At 63.2% G+C, this 22768-nt stretch carries 15 protein-coding genes and 1 pseudogene; 5 read left to right on the plus strand and 11 right to left on the minus strand.

Going from position 1 to position 22768, the window contains the following annotated elements; genetic code table 11:
• Positions 1 to 368: 368 nt before the first annotated feature.
• Both groL and groES read right to left on the minus strand, forming a co-directional pair.
• The gene (gene groL, locus JQS30_RS13465; RefSeq protein WP_213170760.1) at positions 369 to 2012 is read right to left on the minus strand and encodes a chaperonin GroEL; all 1644 of its coding nucleotides are present in this window, start codon (positions 2010 to 2012) and stop codon (positions 369 to 371) included.
• 205 nt (positions 2013 to 2217) lie between these two features.
• The gene (gene groES, locus JQS30_RS13470; protein WP_213170761.1) at positions 2218 to 2517 is read right to left on the minus strand and encodes a co-chaperone GroES; all 300 of its coding nucleotides are present in this window, start codon (positions 2515 to 2517) and stop codon (positions 2218 to 2220) included.
• A 338-nt stretch (positions 2518 to 2855) separates the two neighbouring features.
• Here groES and JQS30_RS13475 point away from each other — a divergent pair, with 338 nt between their 5' ends.
• Complete coding sequence (locus JQS30_RS13475; RefSeq protein ID WP_246497926.1) at positions 2856 to 4067, plus strand: class I SAM-dependent methyltransferase; 1212 nt, start codon at positions 2856 to 2858, stop codon at positions 4065 to 4067.
• A gap of 69 nt (positions 4068 to 4136) precedes the next feature.
• Here the strand turns inward: JQS30_RS13475 and JQS30_RS13480 are convergent, their stop codons facing one another.
• The 5 genes from JQS30_RS13480 to JQS30_RS13500 form a co-directional block, all read right to left on the minus strand.
• Entirely contained in the window at positions 4137 to 4937 is an 801-nt protein-coding gene (locus tag JQS30_RS13480) for a DUF4344 domain-containing metallopeptidase (RefSeq protein ID WP_213170762.1), read from the minus strand.
• A 131-nt stretch (positions 4938 to 5068) separates the two neighbouring features.
• Positions 5069 to 7849, minus strand: a complete 2781-nt coding sequence (gene topA / locus JQS30_RS13485) for a type I DNA topoisomerase (protein ID WP_213170763.1) — start codon at positions 7847 to 7849, stop codon at positions 5069 to 5071.
• Positions 7850 to 8474: 625 nt separating this feature from the next.
• Positions 8475 to 10166 carry an ABC-F family ATP-binding cassette domain-containing protein gene (locus tag JQS30_RS13490; protein WP_213170764.1) on the minus strand — a complete coding sequence of 564 codons (1692 nt, stop codon included), beginning with the start codon at positions 10164 to 10166 and terminating at the stop codon, positions 8475 to 8477.
• A 148-nt stretch (positions 10167 to 10314) separates the two neighbouring features.
• Positions 10315 to 12735: a sodium-translocating pyrophosphatase gene (locus JQS30_RS13495; RefSeq protein WP_213170765.1), complete on the minus strand. Its 2421-nt coding sequence runs from the start codon at positions 12733 to 12735 to the stop codon at positions 10315 to 10317.
• A 469-nt stretch (positions 12736 to 13204) separates the two neighbouring features.
• The gene (locus JQS30_RS13500; RefSeq protein ID WP_213170766.1) at positions 13205 to 14104 is read right to left on the minus strand and encodes an anti-sigma factor antagonist; all 900 of its coding nucleotides are present in this window, start codon (positions 14102 to 14104) and stop codon (positions 13205 to 13207) included.
• Between the two features lie 461 nt (positions 14105 to 14565).
• Here JQS30_RS13500 and JQS30_RS13505 point away from each other — a divergent pair, with 461 nt between their 5' ends.
• The 3 genes and pseudogenes from JQS30_RS13505 to JQS30_RS13515 all read left to right on the plus strand — a co-directional run.
• Complete coding sequence (locus JQS30_RS13505; RefSeq protein ID WP_213170767.1) at positions 14566 to 16785, plus strand: DEAD/DEAH box helicase; 2220 nt, start codon at positions 14566 to 14568, stop codon at positions 16783 to 16785.
• 46 nt (positions 16786 to 16831) lie between these two features.
• A complete protein-coding gene (locus tag JQS30_RS13510) occupies positions 16832 to 17635 on the plus strand; it encodes an SDR family NAD(P)-dependent oxidoreductase (RefSeq protein WP_213170768.1) in 804 nt (267 codons plus the stop codon).
• A gap of 200 nt (positions 17636 to 17835) precedes the next feature.
• Positions 17836 to 19614, plus strand: a pseudogene (locus JQS30_RS13515) (ABC-F family ATP-binding cassette domain-containing protein); the annotation flags it as partial.
• Between the two features lie 3 nt (positions 19615 to 19617).
• Here JQS30_RS13515 and JQS30_RS17870 read toward each other — a convergent pair.
• Positions 19618 to 20181, minus strand: coding sequence for an HAD-IA family hydrolase (locus JQS30_RS17870; RefSeq protein WP_425498873.1), 564 nt, complete (start codon positions 20179 to 20181; stop codon positions 19618 to 19620).
• Here JQS30_RS17870 and JQS30_RS17415 point away from each other — a divergent pair.
• Positions 20077 to 20334 (plus strand): hypothetical protein, encoded by a 258-nt coding sequence (locus tag JQS30_RS17415; protein WP_246497928.1) that lies wholly within the window; start codon positions 20077 to 20079, stop codon positions 20332 to 20334. The two genes, JQS30_RS17870 and JQS30_RS17415, sit on opposite strands and share 105 nt — an antisense overlap.
• A 66-nt stretch (positions 20335 to 20400) precedes the next feature.
• Here the strand turns inward: JQS30_RS17415 and JQS30_RS13525 are convergent, their stop codons facing one another.
• The 3 genes from JQS30_RS13525 to JQS30_RS13535 form a co-directional block, all read right to left on the minus strand.
• Positions 20401 to 21456 (minus strand): serine hydrolase domain-containing protein, encoded by a 1056-nt coding sequence (locus JQS30_RS13525; RefSeq protein WP_213170770.1) that lies wholly within the window; start codon positions 21454 to 21456, stop codon positions 20401 to 20403.
• On the minus strand, positions 21453 to 21983 hold the full coding sequence (locus JQS30_RS13530; protein ID WP_213170771.1) for a PadR family transcriptional regulator: 531 nt from the start codon (positions 21981 to 21983) through the stop codon (positions 21453 to 21455). Before JQS30_RS13530 ends, JQS30_RS13525 begins: the two co-directional genes overlap by 4 nt.
• Before the next feature lie 165 nt (positions 21984 to 22148).
• Positions 22149 to 22691, minus strand: coding sequence for a heme-binding beta-barrel domain-containing protein (locus tag JQS30_RS13535; protein ID WP_343076223.1), 543 nt, complete (start codon positions 22689 to 22691; stop codon positions 22149 to 22151).
• Between the last annotated feature and the right edge of the window lie 77 nt (positions 22692 to 22768).

Consider the following 22768-nt stretch of genomic DNA (forward strand, 5'->3'; position numbering starts at 1 on the left):
AGCCTTCGCGGCACCGATCCCCTTAGACCGCGAAGGCTCTTGCACCTTATCTAGAAACCAAGCGAGACTCTCACATTTGTCAGGTTTCTGACACTATAAAACCACAGTGTGAAACCGCAAGATCACTTTCAGCGCCCAGCCCGCTGGTTCCGTTGCCCCTCAATCCAAATGCCAACGACCTCGGTCCCAGATCCGGTTTTCCCCTAGCTAGACGACATCACTGGCTGACTCACTTTGACATCGACACCGACAAACGGTGGTGGCCCCCAAGCAAAGCTTGGGGGCCACCACCGTTGCTACGGCGAGTCAACCGCCGCCGGTGCGATCCAGCGCGCGGGTGTCGACCGCATTGAGTTAATTTCACAGAGCTAGAAGCCCGGTCCGTGCTGATGCGCGTGGCCATGTCCTCCGTGGGAGTGGCCATGAGCGTCTTCGTCGTCGTCCTCGGGCTTGTCAACCACAAGAGTCTCGGTCGTCAGCAGCATGCTGACAATCGAGCCCGCGTTGAGCAGCGCGTTACGCGTTACCTTCACGGGGTCGATGACACCGGCCGAAACCAGGTCCTCGTACACACCAGTGGTCGCGTTCCAGCCCTCGCGCCAACCCAGTTTCGCGACCTCGTTGGCAACTACGTCACCGGACTCGCCAGCGTTGAGCGCGATGCGGCTCACTGGAGCAGACAGGGCACGCGAGACGATCTCGACGCCGAACTGCTCGTCGGCAGCCACCTCAAGGTCCTCCAGCACTGAGCGGGCGTGCAGCAGAGCCGCTCCCCCACCGGGAACAATGCCTTCCTCCACGGCGGCCTTGGTCGCGTTGATCGCGTCCTCGATGCGGTGCTTGCGCTCCCGCATTTCCACCTCGGTGGCCGCGCCGACCTCGATGACGGCTACGCCGCCCCCGAGCTTCGACAGCCGCTCCTGCAGTTTCTCTTGGTCCCAGCTGGAGTCGGTCTGTTCCAGCTGTGTACGCAGCTGACGCATCCGCGCCTGCACGTCCTCGTCCGATCCAGCCCCATCCACAATGGTGGTCGAGTCTTTCGTGACGACGATGCGCCGGGCCCGGCCCAGGTGTGACAGGTCCAGGTCGCTCAGACCCAGACCAACCTCGTCGGAGACGACCTGTGCGCCAGTTTGCACGGCCAGGTCTTCCAAGATCGCCTTGCGGCGGTCGCCGAAGGCCGGAGCCTTGATGGCGCAGACCTTGAGAGTCTTGCGCAACGCGTTGACCGTGAGGGTCGACAGAGCCTGGCCCTCGACGTCCTCAGCGATGATCAGCAGCGGCTTGCCCGACTCGATGACCTTTTCCAGCAACGGAAGCAGGTCCTCGATCGCCGAGATCTTGCCGTTGGTCAGCAGGATGTGGGCGTCCTCGAACACGACTTCGCGCGACTCGGCGTCGGTCACGAAGCTGGGCGAGATGTAGCCCTTCTCCAGCTGCATACCTTCGGTGACGTTGAGCTCGGTGTGCAGGGTTGAACCCTCTTCCACCGTGATCACACCGTCGGTGCCAACCTTGTCCATCGCATCGGCGATGAGTTCACCGATCTTGGCGTCCTGCGCCGAGATGGTCGCCACTTGGGCGATCTCGGCGTGGCCGGTCACGTCGGTGGCCTTGTTCAACAGTTCATTCGAGACAGCCTCCACCGCGGCGGTGATGCCGGCGCGAATGGCGATCGGGCTGTTCCCGGCCGTCACCGCCCGTACACCCGCGTGGCTCATGGCCTGCGCGAGCACGGTGGCGGTCGTGGTTCCGTCTCCGGCCACGTCGTTGGTCTTGGTCGCGACTTCCTTCACCAGCTGGGCGCCCAGGTTGTGATAGGGCTCCTCCAGCTCCACTTCCTTGGCGATCGTGACGCCGTCGTTGGTGATGACGGGCGCGCCGAAGGAGCGGTCCAGCACCACGTTGCGGCCCTTGGGCCCCAACGTCACCTTGACGGTGTCGGCCAGGCGGTCCACACCGTGCAGCAGGTTCTGGCGGGCGTCGTCGGAGAAGCTGAGAATTTTCGGCATTTAATGTCCTTTCTCTCGGGCCTCGTTCGCCAGGTTTCACCGCTTGCGAACGAACGAAGGTCCCGCCTCCCGTCAAGGAGGCTCATTCACGTGGGTTCCCACAGGGCCGAAGGAGGAGACGTCTACCGATGGCAAACGGCCCGACCAGGGCCCGGCAGGTGTTGCCCTGAATGAGACTCGGGGAGGGCGAGACCTTACGTGAGGCTTACTTCTCGACGACCGCGAGCACGTCGCGCGAGGAAAGCACCAGGTACTCTTCTCCGGCGTACTTGACTTCGGTTCCGCCGTACTTGGAGTAGATGACGACGTCGCCGACGTTGACGTCGACCGGGATGCGGTTGCCCTTGTCGTCGACGTTGCCCGGACCGACAGCCAGGACGGTGCCCTCTTGCGGCTTCTCCTTGGCGGTGTCGGGGATAACGATTCCGGAGGCGGTGGTGGTCTCGGCCTCGTTGGCCTGGACTACGATGCGGTCGCCCAGTGGCTTGATTGCAGCCTTGCTCACTTTAACTCTCCAACGTTGATGTGTGGTTAGTTCGCCACCGATGCCTGGTGCGGCCGGGTCCGTCGTCGCGGGTGTCGAAACCGGCTGTGCGCAGGCGCGGTGAGCGCTCACATGTTCGCTTAATTAGCACTCTCGCACCGAGAGCGCTAATGACTATTGTAGCGCTTAGCAATCTCGGACTGCGAGTGCTAAGCCTAAGAGTAATACGCCTGGTAGAAAGCGTCAACGCCGCGTGCTGAACGTCGCACTCATCACTGCGTAGCCCTCCGGGGGGCGACCGATTCATTCCGGTTTGGGAGGGTACCTCGCCCTGCCTGATCGTCAGGGATGATGAAGAGGTGGACGAAGATCTCTTGGCGGCCGCCTCCCAAGCCTTGGCCGCTCATGGCAACCGCGCGGCCCTAGAGCTGCGAAAGAGCGTGACCGACCCACAGCTCGTGGCACAGGCACTCACATTCGCGCAACTGCGACAGCGAGCCGAGGGCAAATTCGCTCCCGCCGACGCGAAGCGGCTGCTATTCACCCGGGCGGGACTCGAGCAGGCAACCCGTGCCGTGGTAGCCACCCGGCGAGCCGAACGCTTTGCGCAGCTGGGAGCCACCCGGGTCGCCGACCTCGGCTGTGGGATAGGAGCCGACGCCTACGCTTTCGCGCGAGCGGGAATCGACGTGATGGCAGTGGAGGCAGACGCCCACACAGCCCAGCTCGTGCAACACAATGCCCACGCCCTAGGCCTGGAAGACCGCATCGAAGTGCGCCACGCTGACGCGATGGAGGTCGACCTCACCGGCTGCGACGCCGTCTTTAGCGACCCGGCCCGCAGAGGCGGAAAAGGCCGCGTCTTCGACCCCTCCCAGTACTCGCCACCCCTGGACGCCCTCCTCGAACGCTTGCGCCCCACCAGTGCTTTTAGCGGCGGTGTCGCCTTGAAACTCAGCCCTGGCGTGGATCATCGGTGGCTCCCACCGGAGGCCGAAGCCGAATGGGTGGCGGTCGAACGCGACGTCGTGGAGGCGTGTCTGTGGTTGGAACCGCCCACGTCCACCCAACGCAGAGCCGCCGCGTTCGTGGATGGGCGTTGGCATGAACTGACCGGAACCGGCCGCGATAGCGCCGAAGTCGGCCCCGTGGCTCGGTACCTATACGAACCCAACGGAGCAGTCCTGCGCTCGGGTCTAGTCGCCCAGTTGGCCCAGATCCTCAAGGCCCACCTGGCGCATCCGGACATCGCCTACATGTACGCCGATCAGGCACGGCGACATCCCTTGGCGCGAGTGTGGGAAGTCGAAGAAGTGTGGCCCTTGCAGCCTCGTAAACTGCGTCCGCTTTTGGCCCAGCGCGGAATTGGGCGGTTGACCATTAAACAGCGTGGCACCGGGATCGTGCCCGATGAATTCCGCAAGCAGCTACATCTGCGCGGGTCCAAGGAAGCCACTTTGGTGGCAACGCGCGTCGACCAACAACATGTGGCGCTGCTGTGCCGTGAGGTGTACTCACCGAAGGATCAGGGGCAAATGTACGCACCGGATGCGGCCCAGCCGGATCGTTAGACACGCCATTGCGGGGGCGCACCGTTATTCACACCCCGGTAGGGGTCGTCGTGACCGCTGCCTTGGCACCTATCGCCGGTGGTCTTCCAGCAACATGGTCCAGCCCTCCATTGCCCGCCGATACTCCTCCGGGCAATACTCCGCTCGTTCCTCGGTGAGAGCCTCGGCCTCAATGAGGTTCTGGCCCTTCTCACGGTCCGACCCATATAGATAGCACGCGTAGTTATAGGCGCGTTGGGAATCCAGCGAGTGGGTGTCGGCCAGCGCGTCGGTGTCGATCTGAGCATGCTCGCCATAGTGCAAGTATTGGTCGATGACATCCAGCAGAATGTCGCGATGGTCTTCCTCGGAGGCAAGGAGCTGGTAGGCGACGAACTGGTCGGCCACGTCTTCCTCATTGCCGGTGATGGGCAATTCCAGCTGGTCGATGAGCGCGTGCGCGATCTCATGATAGGTCGTCTCGGTGACTAGCGAGTGTACGAAACGATCAGTCGGCCGCTGATGGATGTCGGCACTGAGCCGGTATTCCTCGATGAGTTCGTAGCAGATGGTGACTTGACTGACTTGGGGGTCATAGTAGGCGTTGTTCGTGTCGCAGTCGGTGGCAAGCAAATGGAGGTCGTCGACCAGCCACAGTTCGGCGGCGAGCTCTTCGGCCGCGGTGTCCATGACCGCGCCCTCCACAAGTAGGTCTCGCGCTTGTGGATGCTTTTGTGTGGGTTCGTATTCGACGGTGATCGTGCCGGACTGGGCCGGGCCGCCGGGAGCGGCCGAACAGCCGGTGAGTACGACCGCGGCTAGAATCATCGCCACGGCGGCATGGCTAACCGTCTCGGTGGCGTGAGTCTTGTTCCCAGTTGCGGCCCGCAATGCCTCCGCCTTTCAGTGTTTTGATAGTGACAGTAGCGGCATTGTGCGAGCGGGGCCCAGTTGAGGCTTCCTCGCCTCGGGCCTGTGCCACCCGATGGACCACATGGGCCCTTGGCCGCCTCGGCTGAGATCTATTCGTCGGTTGCGGCTTTCTTGGTGGACTTCTTGGCCGCTTTCTTCGCCGTCTTCTTCGCGGCGGCTTTCTTCGCGGTTTTTTTGGCTGTCTTCTTCACAGCCTTCTTGGCGGCTTTCTTGGCGGCTTTCTTCGCGGTTTTCTTAGCCGCCTTCTTCACGGTCTTCTTGCCCACATCGCCCGAGGCGACCTTTTCGCGCCGTTCGGCTAGAAGTTCGGCGGCTCGGTCAATCGTCATCGCCTCGATGGTGTCGGTCTTACGCAGCGACGCGTTGGTTTCGCCGTCGGTGGCGTAGGGTCCGAAGCGCCCGTCTTTAATGACGACGTCCTTGCCGGTGACTGGGTCTGCGCCAAGTTCCTTCAACGGCGGGCGGGCGGTGCGACGTCCACGCTGTTTCGGTTCGGCCAGTAGCTTTTTCGCCTGTTCGAGAGTGAGGCTAAAGAGCTGCTCTTCCTCGGCCAAGGATCGGTAGTCGCGCTTCTTGACCACGTAGGGTCCGTGCGGCCCCAGGCCGGTGCGGATCTCCTCACCGTCCTCGTCGTGCCCGACCAGGCGCGGCAGGGTGAGAAGTTTAAGGGCGTCTTCCAAGGTGATCTCGGAGAGCTTCTGCCCGGTCAAGAGCGAGGAGGTTTTCTCCCCACTGGTGACATAGGGGCCGTAGCGACCAGTCTTGGCGTGAACGGGTTCGCCGGTCTCAGGATGGGTGCCCAGTTCCTGTTCCCCCGAACCGATCTCGTAGAGCTCCTCGACCTTGGCTCGGGTGAGCTCGTCCGGGGCAACGGAGGCGGGTACGGAGACGCGCTCTCCGGCCTCGCCGGGCTCCGCGTCGGCTCTCGTACGTTCCAGATAGGGCCCGTAGCGACCGACGCGCACCACGACGCGGCGATTTTCCTCATCGGTGTACAGCGGAATGGAGTTGACGCCCCTGGCGTCGATGCGCCCTAGTTCCTCATCGACCAGGTTTTTCAAACCGCCGGAGGAGGCCACGGAGCCTTCCTCGCCCTCTCCACCGAAGTAGAAGGAGCGCAAGAAGTTGATCGAGGCGGCGTTGCCGGTGGCGATCTCGTCGAGTTCCTGTTCCATCCCGGCGGTGAAGCCATAGTCGACCAGGCGCGGGAAGTGCTTCTCCATCAGACCAATAACGGCGAATGCCAGGAACGAGGGCACCAATGCTTGGCCGCGTTTGAAGACGTAGCCACGGTCCTGGATGGTCTGCATGATCGAGGCGTAGGTGGATGGGCGGCCAATGCCGCGCTCTTCGAGACCCTTGACCAGGGTTGCCTCGGTGTAACGCGCCGGCGGCTGGGTGGTGTGACCGTTGGGTTCGAGGCCGCGCTCGACCAGGGGCTGTTTGGCCTGCATCTCGGGCAGGCGGCGCTCAGCGTCGTCGGCTTCTCCCGAGGCGTCGTCGAGCGATTCGACATAGGCCTTGAGGAACCCGGGGTTGGTGATGGTCTTACCGGAGGCGGCGAAGTCACAAGCCTCCTCGGACAACGACACGGCCCGAATGCGCACCGACGTCGAGTTTCCGGTCGCGTCGATCATTTGGGAAGCGAGCGTACGCCGCCAGATCAACTCGTAGAGGCGGTGTTCTTCCGGCGTGAGGTGGGCGGCGACTTCCTTGGGGGTGCGGAAGTCGTCGCCTGCGGGTCGGATGGCCTCGTGCGCCTCTTGGGCGTTCTTGACCTTACGCGCGTAGCTGCGCGGTTCGGCGGGCAGATATTGTTCCCCGAAAAGCTGTGCGGCTTGTCTTCTGGCGGCCGCCACGGCTGTCTGGGACAGGTTTGTGGAGTCGGTACGCATATAGGTGATGTACCCGTTTTCGTACAGCCGCTGGGCTACCCGCATAGTTTGCGCCGAGGACAGGCGCAGCTTGCGCGAGGCCTCCTGTTGCAGCGTCGAGGTGATGAACGGGGCATAGGGGCGACGCCGGTAGGGCTTGGAATCAACCTTGGTGACAACGAAGTCGGTCCCGGCCAGGCGATCAGCCAGCCCGCGGGCTCCGGCCTCATCCAGCTGGACCACGGAGGACTTGGCCCGGCCGGTAGCCGCGTCGAAGTCCTTGCCAGTGGCGATGCGGTCGCCGTCAATGGCAATGAGGGTCGCCTCGAAGTTCGCGCCCTCGCCAGTGGCCAGACGGGCCTTGATGTCCCAGTAGTCAGCGGTCACGAACGCCATGCGAGAACGTTCCCGCTCCACGACAATGCGGGTGGCCACCGATTGAACCCGGCCAGCCGACAACTTCGGCATGACCTTCTTCCACAGCACCGGAGACACTTCGTAGCCGTAGAGACGGTCGAGGATGCGACGAGCCTCCTGGGCGTTGACCATGTCGGAGTTCAACTCACGCGGGTTGGCCACGGCCTCGGCGATGGCCTGTTCGGTGATCTCGTGGAACACCATGCGCTTGACCGGCACTTTCGGGTTGAGGGTTTCGAGAAGGTGCCAGGCGATGGCTTCCCCTTCGCGGTCCTCATCAGTGGCCAGGAGAAGTTCGTCGCTCTCCTTCAACGCGGCCTTGAGCTTCTTGACATGGTCCTTGCGGTCGGGGTTGACGATATAGAGCGGCTCGAAATTATCGTCGACGTTCACGCCCAACCGCGACCATGCCTTGTCCTTATATTTAGGCGGGATTTCCTTCGCCGAGCGCGGCAGGTCGCGGATGTGACCGAGGGAGGAGTCTACGGTGTAGCCCGCGCCCAGGTAACTGGCGATGGTCTTGGCCTTCGCCGGAGACTCGACGATGACCAGACGCTTCACGTCACTGGACTGCGGCACGTTTCATTCCCCACTTGGTCGGTTTATGCGTTCTCAACGCTAGCCATCGAGACTAGCTGTCACACCCTCACAACGTAGCTCAGCGGCAAAAACATTCTCACCTGCCGCCCGGCTTCGCCCGGTTTAGGCTTAGTTTGGGCCTTTGGCCAGCGCCTGTGCGGCGGCCGCGAGCCCCTTGGTGGGGCGTTTCGGTCTCTGTGTGGCGGGCTTGGAGCGTCCCGTTTGTCGCCCGCCCCTGGTTTCAGGAGTGTTGCGAGGGATGCCACAGGCATTGTCACAGGCCGGGCTGCACGCCGGTCGCACCGGGTTGCCGGTCGGCTCGGCGCGGTAAGGGTGCGGCCGGTTCCGGCCATCATCCTTGTCGCGTGGTCGGCTCGGACTGAGGCGAATCGGCAGGAGAGATGTGTTCACTTTGCATGAGTGTGAGCGATCCACAGGGGGTGACGGGCGCATGTTCGTTTCGACTCCCCCGCCAGCCAGAATGCTCTACTGCTGCCTCAGACACCAAATAGCTGGCCACCTAATGTGATGCATAACACGAACTTTCGAGCATTCTGGGGCTGAGGGGACGCAACGTCGGCTTTGAGGCGGTGCTGCTGCCCTTGATGTGGTCACCGCGCCGGTCTCAGCTGTTGGCCATTCCCGTGCGCGAGACCTCCCACACCGGTTCGGGGGTCTCGGCGACCTCGCCATCACCGGAGAACACCACGAATCGGTCAAAGCCGCGAGTGAACCAACGGTCGTGGGTCACGGCCACCACAGTGCCGTCGAATGCTCTCAACCCCACCTCTAGAGCCTCGGCCGAGGCTAGGTCAAGGTTGTCTGTGGGCTCATCCAGCAGCAAACACGTAGCCCCTGATAGTTCCAGCAGCAGGGCCATAAACCGGGCTTGCTGACCGCCCGACAAGGTGGCGAACTTCTGTTCGGACTGGCCGGTCAGTTCGTAGCGGTTGAGGGCGCTCATCGCTCGCCCTTGGTCGAGGGAGTCGCGGCGCACGTCGCCTTGCCACAAGATCTCTCGCAAGGTCTTATCGGCCAACTCCGGATGTTCGTGCGTTTGCGAGAAGTGGCCGGGAATGACCCGGGCGCCCAGGCGGGCCCGCCCTGAATGTCTTACGGCCGATAGCGAACGATCGGGTTGCCAACCTGGATCGGGGTCGCTGCCTCCGAGGGCCAGCAGGCGCAAAAAGTGGCTCTTGCCGGTTCCGTTCGCTCCCAGAACGGCGACCCGGTCGCCGTACCAGATCTCTAGGTCGAACGGGAAGGTCAGATCCTCCAACTCCAGTTGTTCGCACATGATCGCCCGTTTGCCAGTCCGTGAGCCACCCAGGTTGACTTTGATGTTCTGATCGCGTGGAGGCAACGGCGGCGGGCCAGCCGCCTCGAACTTGTGCAACCGGGTCTGCGCGGCCCGATAGCGTGAGGCCATATCGGAGTTGTAGGCGGCCTTGTTCTTGTACATCAGCACGAGTTCACGCAGTTTCTGATGGTCCTCGTCCCACCGGCGGCGTAGTTCCTCCAGTCGTTCGTGGCGAGCCAGTCGGGCCTCATGCCAGGTGGCGAATCCGCCCCCGTGGGTCCAGGTCTCGCCTGCCTCCAGCGTCACGATGGCCGAGGCGGTGTTGGCGAGGACTTCCCGGTCGTGGGAGACGAACAAGATCGACTTGGGTGACTCGCGCAGGCGTTGCTCCAGGCGACGTTTGGCTGGTACGTCAAGGAAGTTGTCGGGCTCGTCGAGAACCAGCACTTCGTCGGGCCCCTGGAGGAGCAGCTCCAAGGCGAAGCGTTTCTGTTCTCCGCCGGAGAGGGTCCGCAGCGGTCGAGACTTCGCCTCGTCCCAGGTTTGACGCAGCACCTCGACTGAGACGGTGTCACACAGGACATCGAACTCAAAGCCACCGGATTCGGCCCAATCGGCCAGAGCGTGAGCGTATTTCAACTGTGCCTTCTCGGCGGCAGTGGAGAATTTGCCGCGTTTCTCAGCCTGGTGCATCTGTGCTTCGGCTGCGACAAAGGTGGTGCCAATATCGCGCAGGGTGGGCGGAGCCAGCGAAAGCGCAAGCTGACTGAGCGTCTGCTCGCCCTCGCGCATGCCTACGATCTGGCGCATGACGCCCATGCCGCCAGAATGATTGATGACGCCTCGATCAGGGCTTAGCTCCCCGGTGATCATGCGCAGCAAGGTGGTCTTGCCGGTTCCATTGGCACCGATGAGGGCAACCTTTTCGCCTTCGGCGACCCGGAAACTGGCGTCGGCCAGTAGTTGGTGGCCGTCGTTGAGCGCATAGGCGACTCCGGCTACATCAATGAAACCCATGGCCACATTGTGGTGGTGGGCGATGCGTGGCGTCAAAAGGTTTTCGCACCCGGCGGTCTTGGTCGAGTCCGCTCTTTGGCGCAGACGAAACGTCGGTGGCCCCAGCCTGGCTGGAGACCACCGACGCTTTACCTACACGTCCGAGGCGCTACTTGGCGTCCGCGCTGGCTTTCTCGCCGTCTTTTTCAGACGTCGACTTAGCCGCGGAGTCCTCGTTGGCGCCATCGGTGTTGTCATCACCGGAGGTCTGAGCCGGAACCTCGCTGGCGTCAACGACGACCGGGCGACGCTTGCTCCAGATAATGGCGGCCACCAAGATGGCCAGGGCCACACCGGCAATGGTGTAACGCACCGGGTCAGAGGCCTCGTCGCCCAGGGTGTACATGACGATCGCCGGAGCGATGATCAGGCTGACCAGGTTCATGACCTTCAACAGCGGGTTGATCGCCGGACCAGCGGTGTCCTTGAACGGGTCACCAACGGTGTCACCGATGATCGATGCCTCATGTGCCGGGGAGTTCTTGCCCCCGTGGGCACCGTCCTCGATGTCCTTCTTCGCGTTGTCCCAGGCTCCACCGGAGTTGGCCAGGAAGATCGCCATGAGTACACCGACGGCGATCGCGCCGACTAGGTAGGAGGCCAGGGCCCCGATGCCGAGGCCGAAGCCCACGGCGATCGGGCTGAGGATGGCCAGCAGACCGGGTGTGGCCAGTTCACGCTGGCTGTCGCGGGTGCAGATGTCGACGACGCGCCCGTATTCGGGTCGCTGAGTGCCGTCCATGATGCCGGGGAATTGCGCGAATTGACGGCGCACTTCCTGCACGACCGATCCGGCCGAGCGGGCCACGGCGTTGATGGCCAGGCCTGAGAACAGGAAGACCACGGCGGCACCGATGATGAAGCCGACAATGTTGCGTGGGTCGGCCAGGTAGAGCAGCTCACCGATTTGGGCGGTGGCTGAGGCGAGGCTGTCTGCCGCGCCGCTGGAGACCAGCGCTGTGCGCACCGAGTCGGTGTAGGCGCCGAATAGCGCGGTCGCCGCCAGGACGGCGGTGGCGATCGCGATGCCCTTGGTGACGGCCTTGGTGGTGTTGCCCACGGCGTCCAAGTCCGTCAGGGTCTGGGCGGCTTCTTCGTCGACCTCTTCGCTCATTTCGGCGATGCCTTGGGCGTTGTCGGAGATAGGTCCGAAGGTGTCCATGGCGACGATGACACCGACTGTGGTGAGCAGACCGCAGCCCGCCAGCGCCACGGCGAACAGTGACACGATCATGACGCCGCCGCCTAGTAGATAGGCGCCGTAGACGCCGGAGGCGATGAGTAGCCCGGCCCAGACGGCGCTTTCGAGCCCGAGGCTCACGCCGGAGAGGACGACGGTGGCGGCACCGGTGCGGGTGGTCGCGGAGACATCCTTGGTGGGCTTGAAGCGTGCGTCGGTGTAGTAGCCGGTCAGGGTCATGATTCCGGCGGCTAGGGCGATGCCGAGGCAGACGGCGACGATGGCCAGTATTTGTGGTTCGACTGGGATCGAGGCGGTGTCGAAGTCGACGCCGAGTTCTGCCCAGGTGGCGGGCAGGTAGGCGAAGGCGGCGATGGCCGTGAGGACCGCTCCGATGAGCGCGGAGATGTAGAAGGCGCGGTTGATCGCGGTGAGCCCGGATTTATCGGAGGCGCGCATGCGGGTGATGACCACACCGATGATGGCGCAGACGATACCGATGCCGCCGACGATGAGCGGCAGGATCAGGCCGGGTTCGCCAAAGGCGGCGCGTCCGAGGATGAGCGAGGCCACCAGGACCACTGCGTAGGACTCGAAGAGGTCGGCTGCCATGCCAGCGCAGTCGCCGACGTTGTCTCCGACGTTGTCGGCGATGGTGGCGGCGTTGCGCGGGTCGTCTTCGGGGATATTGTTCTCCACCTTGCCGACGAGGTCGGCGCCGACGTCGGCTGCCTTGGTGAAGATTCCTCCGCCCACACGCATGAACATGGCCAGCAGGGCGGCTCCGAAGCCGAAGCCTTCTAGGACGATGGCGGCGTTGTCGGTGTAGAGCATGACGACGACGGATGCTCCGAGCAGGCCGAGGCCGACGGTGAGGAATCCGACGATTCCACCGGTGCGGAAGGCCAGGTGCATGGCGTTGTTCTTTTCGCCTTCACGGGCGGCGGCGGCAACGCGTACGTTGGCGCGGGTCGCCATATACATTCCTGCCCAGCCGATGAAGGCGGAGAAGGCTGCTCCGATGACGAAGAAGACGCTGCGTCCGATTCGCACGTCCATCCCGGCTTCGCCTACCGGTAGGAGCCACAAGAGCCCCATGGCGATGACGACGAAGACGGCGAGGGTGCGGAATTGTCGCCTCAGGTAGGCCGAGGCGCCTTCTTGGACGGCTTCGGCGATTTCTTCCATCCGAGCGGTGCCGGTCCGGGCGGACAAGACAGTCTTTACGAGGGCTGCGGCGAAGCCGAGCGCCACGAGGGCGATGACGGCTACAACGATGACAATGCTCAGGTTTGAGCTTGTCAGCGAGCCGGCGTTGCCTTCACCAAAGGCGAGCAACGTAGGTGGCATTCTTTCTCCTGCGATCGGGAGGCTTCGGCAAGAGGGTGGTGTTGGTCAGCTTCGGCTGGTGCGGTGGGATGTGGTGGGGTCCGGCCTCGTCGGTCGGTTTACTCCCGTGTGTTTCGTCCCGCTCGCATGTGCGTTGGCTGCCACGCTCTTGGTTTGGCCTCGTCGGTTCGCACCCAGGGGGTCGAATGGTGGGCAGTGTGCGGTGAGTGCCACGTGGCGAAGACTGCAAGCTAGTTCACACAACTTGTATGGGCGTCTTCGTCGCACTGTCCATATTCGTAACCTCTGTTGTGAATGTGAATCATCTTGTCGACTGCTAATCCGAGTGATGACTCATATTCGCCGCAAAGGCGTGCCGGGGGCGCGATATCTATAACGAGCGGAGTTTAGCGATCCGGCGTGTGTTCTAGCGCACGGCATATTCACCTTTTAGGTGGGTGTGGCGAACACTTTTGTGGGGCTGGAGTGACTACAGGGGCGACTTGTCACTGCTGCGGGACAGGGGCCAAGACATCGCGATCGTGGTCCCCACGCCGGTAGCCGACGGTGTCACTACCAGGTCCTCCACTAGGCCCGCGAGGACTACGAGAGTCACTTCTTCGGGGTGCTCCTCGGCTTCGTCGATAATTTCGGTTCGCTGCTGAGAAGATGGCATATTCGCCCGCAGTTCGCCTCCGGCACCGCCTACGGATTTCGATGCGCGCACATCATGCGCGCTATCTGTCACTTTCGCAATGAAACGATCACTAATCGAAAATTCTATGCGCACTTGCGCGTCTATGGCGTTTTCCTTATGCCGCAGAACAGCCCGCGAACATGCTTCACCGATCGCCTGCCGAATTTCGTCAAGCGCGTTCGAGGCCACCCCCGCCTTTTCCGCCACGTCGGCAGCCACCAGACGCGCCGCCCGCACATACGCGGCGGACGGGCTAAAAGAGAACCGAACAACGGTGGGATCGGTGGACGTGAAAGCATTATCGTTCCCCATACGTGCCATGAGCCTGACTAATTCGGTTTCGGACAGTTCATCTCGAATCGTGAGCACCTGGTCGAGCCCAGTCAGGCGCAAGAGCTTCATGATTCCGCTGTTGCTACACAGCACCACCAGATCGCCGCCCGATTCCTGCAGGCGTTTACGGGCCCCAATCAACACGCCCAAGCCAGTCGAGTCGCAAAACTCGACCTCGTTCATGTCCACCGCAATCGTCGGATGCCCCTCAGAAGCAAGCTGCTGGGTCACCTCACGCAGGCGCGGGGCCGTGTACACATCAATCTCACCACTGACCGCCACGACCGGGATCGACCCGACCTGCCGACGGCGCAGCTGCAGTTCCGGGCCCACCGCACCGGTATCCACGTCCCGTTTCACCACGCCCCCTCAGAGCCTGAGTAGTTAGCTGAAGCACGGACACTCCTCGCCGCCACTTGGACGACGCCGCACGCGCCACGTCGTGGCCGCTTCGAATCTGTCGCGAACCGGCCGATGACATCTCACCCTGGTCGGTCTTAACCTTAACGCCTTACGATCGGGCCATGCACCGCCTAAAGGTTAGACATCACCCAGACCATCAGGTGCGTCCGGGCCCACCACTCGGACACCGAACCTACTTCACTGTGGCGCAACCGCGCGCACGTCACAGTCATTCGGCATTATTAAAAGGTGCCACTTTCCCGCCTCCCGGTGCCGCTGGCACACCGACACCGGCCAAACCACAGGAGACATCCCTGAAACCCAGGCCCGCGCGCAATCGGCGAACCCACCTGAGCGCCGCAGCGCTCAGCCCGCGACAACTGGCGCAATCGCTGGCCCAGGACGCCCGGGCCGACAGCATGCGGCACGTCCACACGCTGCCCGCCCGTAGCGCCGTCACCGGGACCTGGCCCGACTGGGTCGAAGCCGACGTACGCGAACTGCTGGCCGACCAAGGCATCACGACTCCGTGGCCCCACCAAGCCCAGGCGGCCTCCTCGGCGTGGAACGGCCACGACACCATCATCTCCACCGGCACCGCCTCGGGCAAAAGCCTCGCCTACCACCTGCCGATCCTCGCCGAAGCCTCCCGCGCGGCCACGACTGACAGCGCCGGCGGCACCACCTTGTACCTCTCCCCCACCAAAGCGCTGGCCGTCGACCAGGCCCGAGCCCTGCGCGAACTAAACTCCCCGCACGTGGTCGACGCCGTCGTCGACGGAGACACCCCCTATTCGCACCGGCAATGGGCCGCCGCGCACGCCGGAGTCATCCTCACCAACCCCGACCTCCTCCACGCCTCCCTCCTGCCCAGGCACGCGCGGTGGCGCTCCTTCCTGTCACGCCTGCGCTTCATCGTCATCGACGAAGCACACCTGTACCGTGGCGTCTTCGGATCACACGTGGCCCTGGTAATGCGCCGCCTGCTACGCCTAGCGACCCACTACGGAGCCAACCCCACCGTCATCGCCGCCTCAGCCACCACCGGCGACCCCGCCGGATCTCTTCGCACCCTCACCGGGCGCGACGCCGTGGCCATAAGCGAAGACACCTCCCCCCACCCCGGCGCGACCGTGGTGTTGTGGGAACCGCCCATGATCGACGAACCCGAACCGCACCGCCTCTCCGCCCTCGCCGAAACCTCCAAACTGCTCGCCGACCTCGTGTCCGCCGGAGTACGCACCCTGGCCTTCGTGCCCTCACGCAGAGGAGCCGAGATCGTCGCCTCCGAGGCACGCGGCCGCCTCGGGGCCCACCCCAACGCCCACCGCATCGCCGCCTATCGGGCCGGTTACCTGCGCGAACATCGCCGCGACCTGGAAGCGAAACTACGGCGAGGGCAACTTCTCGGAGCCGCCACCACCAACGCTTTGGAACTGGGCATCGACATCACCGGACTAGACGCGGTGATTGTGTGCGGATACCCAGGCCGACTAGCGTCGTTTTGGCAACAAATCGGGCGCGCCGGACGCGGCACCGACGAAGCGTTGGCAATCATGGTCGCCAAAGACGACCCACTTGACACCTACCTGCTGGCCCACCCGGAGACGGTGTTCGAACGCAGCATGGAAGTCTCGGTATGCGACCCGTCCAACCCGTATGTCCTGGCCGGGCACGTGTGCCTAGCGGCAATCGAGAAGCCACTGACAGAGGAAGAGCTGGCCGGGTTCGACGGCTGGCAACCAGTTGTCGAACAACTGTGCGAAGACCGTCTGTTGCGTAAGCGGCCCGGCAACCGTTACTACTGGGTGGGCCGCTCCGAGCCAGTAGTGGGCCTACGCGGAGGGCTCGACACCATAGACATCGTCGAAACCGAATCCGGTGAACTCATCGGCACCGTCGATCGCTCCAGCGCCGACAAAATCGTCCACCCCGGTGCGCTTTACGTCCACCAAGGCGACACCTACCTGGTCGACGAACTGGACTTCGACGAACATCTAGCCCTGGTACACCGGGCGGCACCACCGTGGACGACCCAAGTCCGCGAAGACCACAGCGTCGCGATCGTCTCCGTGAGCGACCACGCCTGGTTTGGGCCCGTGTCCATCAACCTGGGCACCGTCGACGTCACCCGTCAAGTCACCGGATACCAACGCCGCCGCGCCGGCTCCGGCGAAGTACTGGGTAACTACACCCTCGATATGCCGCCGCAGCATTTGCGCACCGTGGCAGTGTGGTGGACTGTCGACGACTCCGCCCTCAACGGCATCGACGCCACCATCGACGCCAAGCGCATAGCCGGGGCGCTGCACGCGGCCGAGCACGCCTCCATCGGTATCCTGCCGCTCTTGGCCACCTGCGACCGCTGGGACCTCGGCGGCCTGTCCACCCCAGACCACCCCGACACGACCCTGCCCACAGTGTTCGTCTACGACGGCTACCCAGGCGGAGCCGGATTTGCCGAACAGGGGTTCCAACGCTGGCGCTCCTGGCTGCACGCCACCCTGGAGGCCATCGCCGATTGCCCCTGCCCGTCAGGATGTCCCTCCTGTGTGGTCTCCCCCAAGTGCGGAAACGGCAACGAGCCGCTGGACAAGGCCGGGGCAATCCAGGTGCTTAACATCCTGCTGCGCAGCTAACCCCCGCTGCTATCGCCAACGCACGCCCTACGAAGAGGAGAAAGCTATGGAAGGCCTCGCTGGCAAAGTCGGCATCGTTACCGGAGCGGCTTCGGGCATCGGTCGCGCGACCGCCCGGAAGCTCGCGGCCTGTGGGGTGTCGGTGGTCGTCTCCGACATCAATCTCGCCGGTGCCGAAGAGACCGTTCAGCTCATTGTCGAGGCGAAAGGGACCGCGATCGCCCAGCAGACCGATGTGGGCAGCGAACCAGCGCTGGCCGCCATGGTCGAAAAGGCAGTGGCTACCTACGGTGCGCTTCATCTGCTGCATAGCAACGCCGCGAACACTGAACTAGTCGAGCACGAAACCAAGGTCGCCCAGGCGGACGCGGACCTGTGGGACCTGACATTTGACGTCAACGCGCGCAGTGCGCTGCTGGGTGCCAAGTACGCCATTGGGCACATGATTACCGCCGGAGGCGGCTCTATTGTCAACACCTCATCGGCCACCGGTCAGTTCGGTGAACCGCACACCCGAACGGCCTATGCCGCATCGAAGGCGGCCGTCGATCAGCTCACCAGAACGATCGCCACCCAATATGGCAAGCAGGGCATCCGGGCCAACGCCGTAGCTCCCGGCGCAGTGAGAACCCCTAACTTTGACGATGGGATATCTGAGGAAGTTCTCGATCTGTGGAGGCGCAACCACCTCACCCCGGACGTGGGGAAACCGGAGGACGTCGCCAATGCCGTGGCGTTCCTTCTTAGCGACCTGGCGGGCTTCATCACCGGGCAGGTGCTCAACGTCGACGGGGGCCTTACCATCCACTCGCCGTTGTACTCCGAAATGCTGCTGGGGCGCGAGGCCTAGCAGCGGCCGCGCGGTGAACCCATGATTAGCCGGTGCCGCAGGTTGAGGTGGAAATTCTCGCGGCAACGCAATTCCTCGGCGGGCACCCGACGTCGCGAATCGGGCGCAGTCCCAACACCGTGTGGTGCTACCTCGCTGACGGCTCACAGCCCGGTCAACGGGATCGGCGCCACCAAAATCGCACGATAGAATGGCAAGCTGTGTCTGTTGTAAATCTGGTCAACCTCGAAGCCGTCTCCAAGTCCTACCCCAACCACCCCGTGCTCGACGCCGTTTCCCTCGGTGTCTCCGAAGGTCAACGTATCGGCGTGGTGGGTCGCAACGGTGACGGCAAGTCGACCCTGCTGCGGCTGCTGGCCAAAGACGACCAACCCGACTCAGGTCGCGTCGTCCACACCGGCGGCACCTCCATCGCCATGTTGGGGCAGCGCGACAGCCTCCGCGACGACGACACCGTGCACACTGCCCTAGTCGGCCAGCTCGACGAGCACGAATGGGCCGGTTCGGCCCACATCCGCGACTTGTTCGACGGCCTCTTCGGAGGCCTTCACGCCCCGGGGCTGCCCGAGGGACTGCACAGCCGTATCGGCGACCTCTCCGGCGGTGAACGCCGCCGAGTTGACCTGGCACGCGTGCTCATGTCCGACGCCGACCTGGTGATCATGGACGAGCCGACCAACCACCTGGATGTGGAGGGTATCGCTTGGCTGGCCTCCCACGTCAACGCCTCCCGGGGCGCCCTGGTGGTCGTCACCCACGACCGGTGGTTCCTCGACGAGGTGTGTAGCCGGATTTGGGACGTCCAACGGGGCAACGTCTTCGAATACGAGGGTGGCTATTCGGCCTATGTCTTGGCGCGCGCCGAACGCGAGCGCCAAGAGGCAATCGCAGAGGACAAACGACAAAACCTCGTCCGCAAGGAACTCGCGTGGCTGCGCCGGGGTGCCCCCGCCCGCACCTCAAAGGCCAAGTATCGGGTGGACGCGGCCAACGAGCTCATCGCCACCGAACCGCCTCCGCGTGATGACACCGAGCTGGTCACCTTCGCCACGGCGCGACTGGGCAAGACCGTGTTCGACCTCAATGGAGTCACGATCAAGGCTGGCCCGCATACGATCTTGGAAGACTTGGATTGGGTGCTAGCTCCGGGCCAACGCATTGGCCTGGTCGGAGTCAATGGGGCGGGCAAGACCTCGTTGTTGCGGGCCTTGGGTGAGGCCACTGAAGACAAGCAGCCAGCGGCGGGGCGAATCAAGGTCGGTAAGACGGTGCGTTTGGCCTGGCTGAGCCAGCACATCACTGAGTTGGACGGCAGTTTGCGGGTCTTGGAGGCTGTGCAGCAAATCGCCAGTCACGTGCAAGTGGGCAAGAAGGAAATGTCGGCCTCGCAGGTATGTGAGAAGCTCGGATTCGTCGGAGGTCGGCAGTGGACGCATGTGCGCGACCTCTCCGGCGGACAGCGCCGCAGGCTGCAACTGGCTCGTCTGCTTATGGCCGAACCGAACGTGTTGTTCCTCGATGAGCCGACCAACGACCTCGATATTGAGACGTTGACTCAATTGGAGGACTTGTTGGACGGCTGGCCCGGCACGTTGATCGTGGTCAGCCACGACCGGTTCTTCACTGAACGGGTGTGCGATCACACGTATGCGCTGCTGGGGAATAAGCAATTGTTGATGCTGCCCGGTGGTATCGAGGAGTACTTGCGGCGGCGCGCCCAGCAGCGTGTGGACACCCCGGATTCGACGGCGGTCTCGGAGTCCAAGCAGGTCAGTCAGGCCACGATTGACCGGGCCACGTCCAAAGAACTGGCCAAGATTGAGCGACAGGTCGAGAAGTTGGAGAAGAAGATCGCCGATGTGCACGCCGATATGGCCTCGGCGGCGATGGACCCGCAGAAGTTGACTGATTTGCAGTCAAAACTCGATGTGTTGCAGGCGGACTTGGACCAGAAGGAAGAACGCTGGATGGAGCTGGCGGGTTTAGAGCTCCAGGCGCAGGTTCTGATAGTCGGCCAGACTGGTGCCTACGTTGAGGGTGTCGGCATCGAAAAAAGTGGTGACGGCGACGACGTGAGTCCCGGCGGCCTTTGCGGCGGCGATTCCCGCTGGGGCGTCTTCGAAGACGACACATTCGGAGGGTTGGTAACCCAGCGCGGCGGCGGCCATGAGGTAGCCCTGTGGGTCGGGTTTGGAGCGCGGAACGTCATCGGCACTGTAGAGGGTGGCCGGTTCGGGGAGGTCCGCGATACCGATGCGCATGCGGGCCAGGTCATTCCAGCATGAGGTGACGATGGCCCAGCGTTGCGCAGGTATGGCTTGGAGGATGGCCTTGGCTCCGGGGATCGCGGTTATTCCTTCGCGACAGTTTTCTTCGGCCTCAACCATCCAGGCTAGTTCTTCGGGGGTGTTGAGGCGCGGGTCGATGGCGTTGATGGCGTCGTGGTTCTGACGGCCATGGGCGGTGGCGATGACGGCGTCCCCGTCCAGGCCATGCCGGGCGGCCCAGGCCCGCCAGGTGCGTTCGACGCAGAGGTGGGAGTCCACCAGGGTTCCATCGAGGTCAAACAGGGCCGCTTCGCATTCCAGCGTCCAAGAGTTACCTGCTGTGGTGTGGTGGAGTTTCATCGTTCCTCCGCATCTGTGGTGGTGCGCGTGCATCTGAGGCTACTTGCCACGTGGATCACCGTCACCCGCTGAGAAGTTTTCCCTTCTCGTGCGGCCCGCCCATATTCTCCATGGGGGCTGGGCGGGCCGGTCGGTTGTTCACCGAAATTTCGACACGAGTTTGAAGAGCAGCTGATGCGGAAGGCTGCGGGTGTGCATCTGATTGACGGAGCCGCATACATACAGGTCGTAGTCGCGTACGTAGTACAGCACGGTGCCGAACGCCCCGGAATGGCCGATCATGTCGGGAATCGAGGTGATCGGCGAGAGAAGACGCGGCACGCTACAGCGCATGATGCCTATGCCATAGGAGATGGGCACCAGAGGGGAAAACACCGAATTCCACCGCGCGGTCATCTCCTCCAAGTATTGCCTGGGAAAGAGGTCGCCACCGATAAAGGCGCGCAGAAACCGTAGCTGGTCGGCAGCGGTGGACACGATAGCTCCGTCGGGCGGGAACGAGGCGATTGTCTTGGGGGCGCGCAGAGGCCGGTTGCGATACCAGGTTTCGCTGACTTCCTCGTAGCGGTGCAGGTTTTGTGGGGTGAGAAGCCAGGTGTCACGCAAGTTGTGTGGTTGCAAAATTCGACTGTGCAGGGCCTGTTCGAAAGTGCCCGAGGTCAGCACTTCGATAATGCGGCCCACTAGCTGATAGTTGGTATCGCAGTATTGGGCTTTACCGGGCTTCGCTGGGGTGAATTGGCTTGGCAGCGCCCGAGCCATGGCGAGGAAGTCTTCAAAGGAGTAGGCGTCGTCACTGTTGAGCAGTGTGTCGAGGAAGGTGCTGCCGTCGGCGCGTTTCTGCTCGAAGTAGTCGGGCACTCCCGATGTCTGTGCCAGCAGCTGGCGCACGGTGACGAGCGATCCATAGTCGCGACCGTTGTGGACCACCAGGCCAGACATCGTCTCTTCTCCCAGAATCCGCGCGGCAGGCGTATCAAGGGTGAGTGCTCCTTCGTCGCGCAATTGCATAAGGAGGGCGACGGTGTAGAGCTTCGTAATGCTGGCCAGGAAGTACGGCTGGTCAGTATCGCCATAGCTCCAGGTGAAGCCCGTCGAAGGCTGTTCGATGGCAAAGCTCATGCTCGGCACGTTGGCCTTAGCCGCAACGGTGGAGGCGAGCCGGTCGAGGGTGGCGGGGGCGGGCTGTTTCATGGGTAGATCCGTTCTACGTCTCGTTTGGTGTTTTCTATCCAGGCGAGCTCGGCTTTGGCGTGGGTGATGCCGTTGGCCAGCGTGGCCATCCGCAGCACGTGCCCGAGGTCGCCGGGTTGGTCTGGAACATTGATCGCCTCTAGTACGGCGAGCCGTTGGAGTACTTCTTGGTGGTGCGCCTCCAGCAGTTCGGCGATGTCGGCCGCTGGTAGCCGGTCGGCGAAGAACAGCCGAGCCAGGAATGGTTCTCGCGATGGCCCCATCTGGATTGGTGAGCGCAGCCATTGCTCCAGCTCGGCTAGTCCGAGATCGGTCGGGCGGTGTATGTGCTGGTTGGGCCGCTCCTCCTGGACGACAGTGCGGCGGGTAGCCAGATTGTCTTCGACCAAGGCGTTGAGCGTGCGATAGATCTGCGATTGATCGGCGCTCCAGAAGTGGCCGACGCTTTCGTCGATGACTTTCTTCAGGTCGTAGCCGCTCATCGGCTCAATGGACAAGATCCCAAGGATGGCGTGACGCAAGGACATGAATAAAGGATAGCTCAGATATATGCATCGTCCTATAATGGGTGCCACATATATGCGCTACCTGCGCTTACGACACGCAAAAAGCCCGCAGTAGCTCCACTGGAGCTACTGCGGGCCTAAAATAGTCAGATCCGGCAATCCCCGGACAACGGGCCGACCGAAGCGCTACCCCTCGATGCGTTCCAGCCGGGCCGACAAGTGCGGCGTCATCGGCTTACCCTCAGCGGCCATCTCAATCGCGTACATCAACGCGCCCTCGACCAGGCCATAGAGCCGCTGCGAGGCCGTGACCTCCTTGGCGTGCGGGCTGCGCATGACCGCGTCGGTCGCCAACTCGATCTTCGTGCCGTCCACATGTCCGTAATACAGCTCCATGATCCCCGTCGGCTGCGCCAACAGCAGCTCCACCTCGGGACGCTTGGGGTTCTTCGACGAAATCGGCCGCCACCAACCGACTTCCTGCGCCGCCGGACGCACCGCCGTACCGTCAGGCTCAATGATCCAGCTGCGCGCCCGGTAGTACAGGAACGGACGCCCATCATGGGCGAACTCCAGCTCCTGGGCATACATAAAGTCATCGATATCCGGATAGCCGCCCTGGCCGCGCCCGCGCCACCGGCCCACCAACGGCAACAGCGGCAACAAGTCCGGGTGCAGGTCCGGGCCGTGACGCAAATTGCGCGTCTGTTCAAACGGATACTCCCCCACGCCCTGGAACGTCGAGGCGAACTCCGGCGGAACCTCGGAGCTCTCGTGTGCGGTCTCGCCCTCGTGCTGCGGTGAAT

Origin of the sequence: Natronoglycomyces albus, assembly GCF_016925535.1 — a bacterium.
Taxonomy (GTDB): domain Bacteria; phylum Actinomycetota; class Actinomycetes; order Mycobacteriales; family Micromonosporaceae; genus Natronoglycomyces; species Natronoglycomyces albus.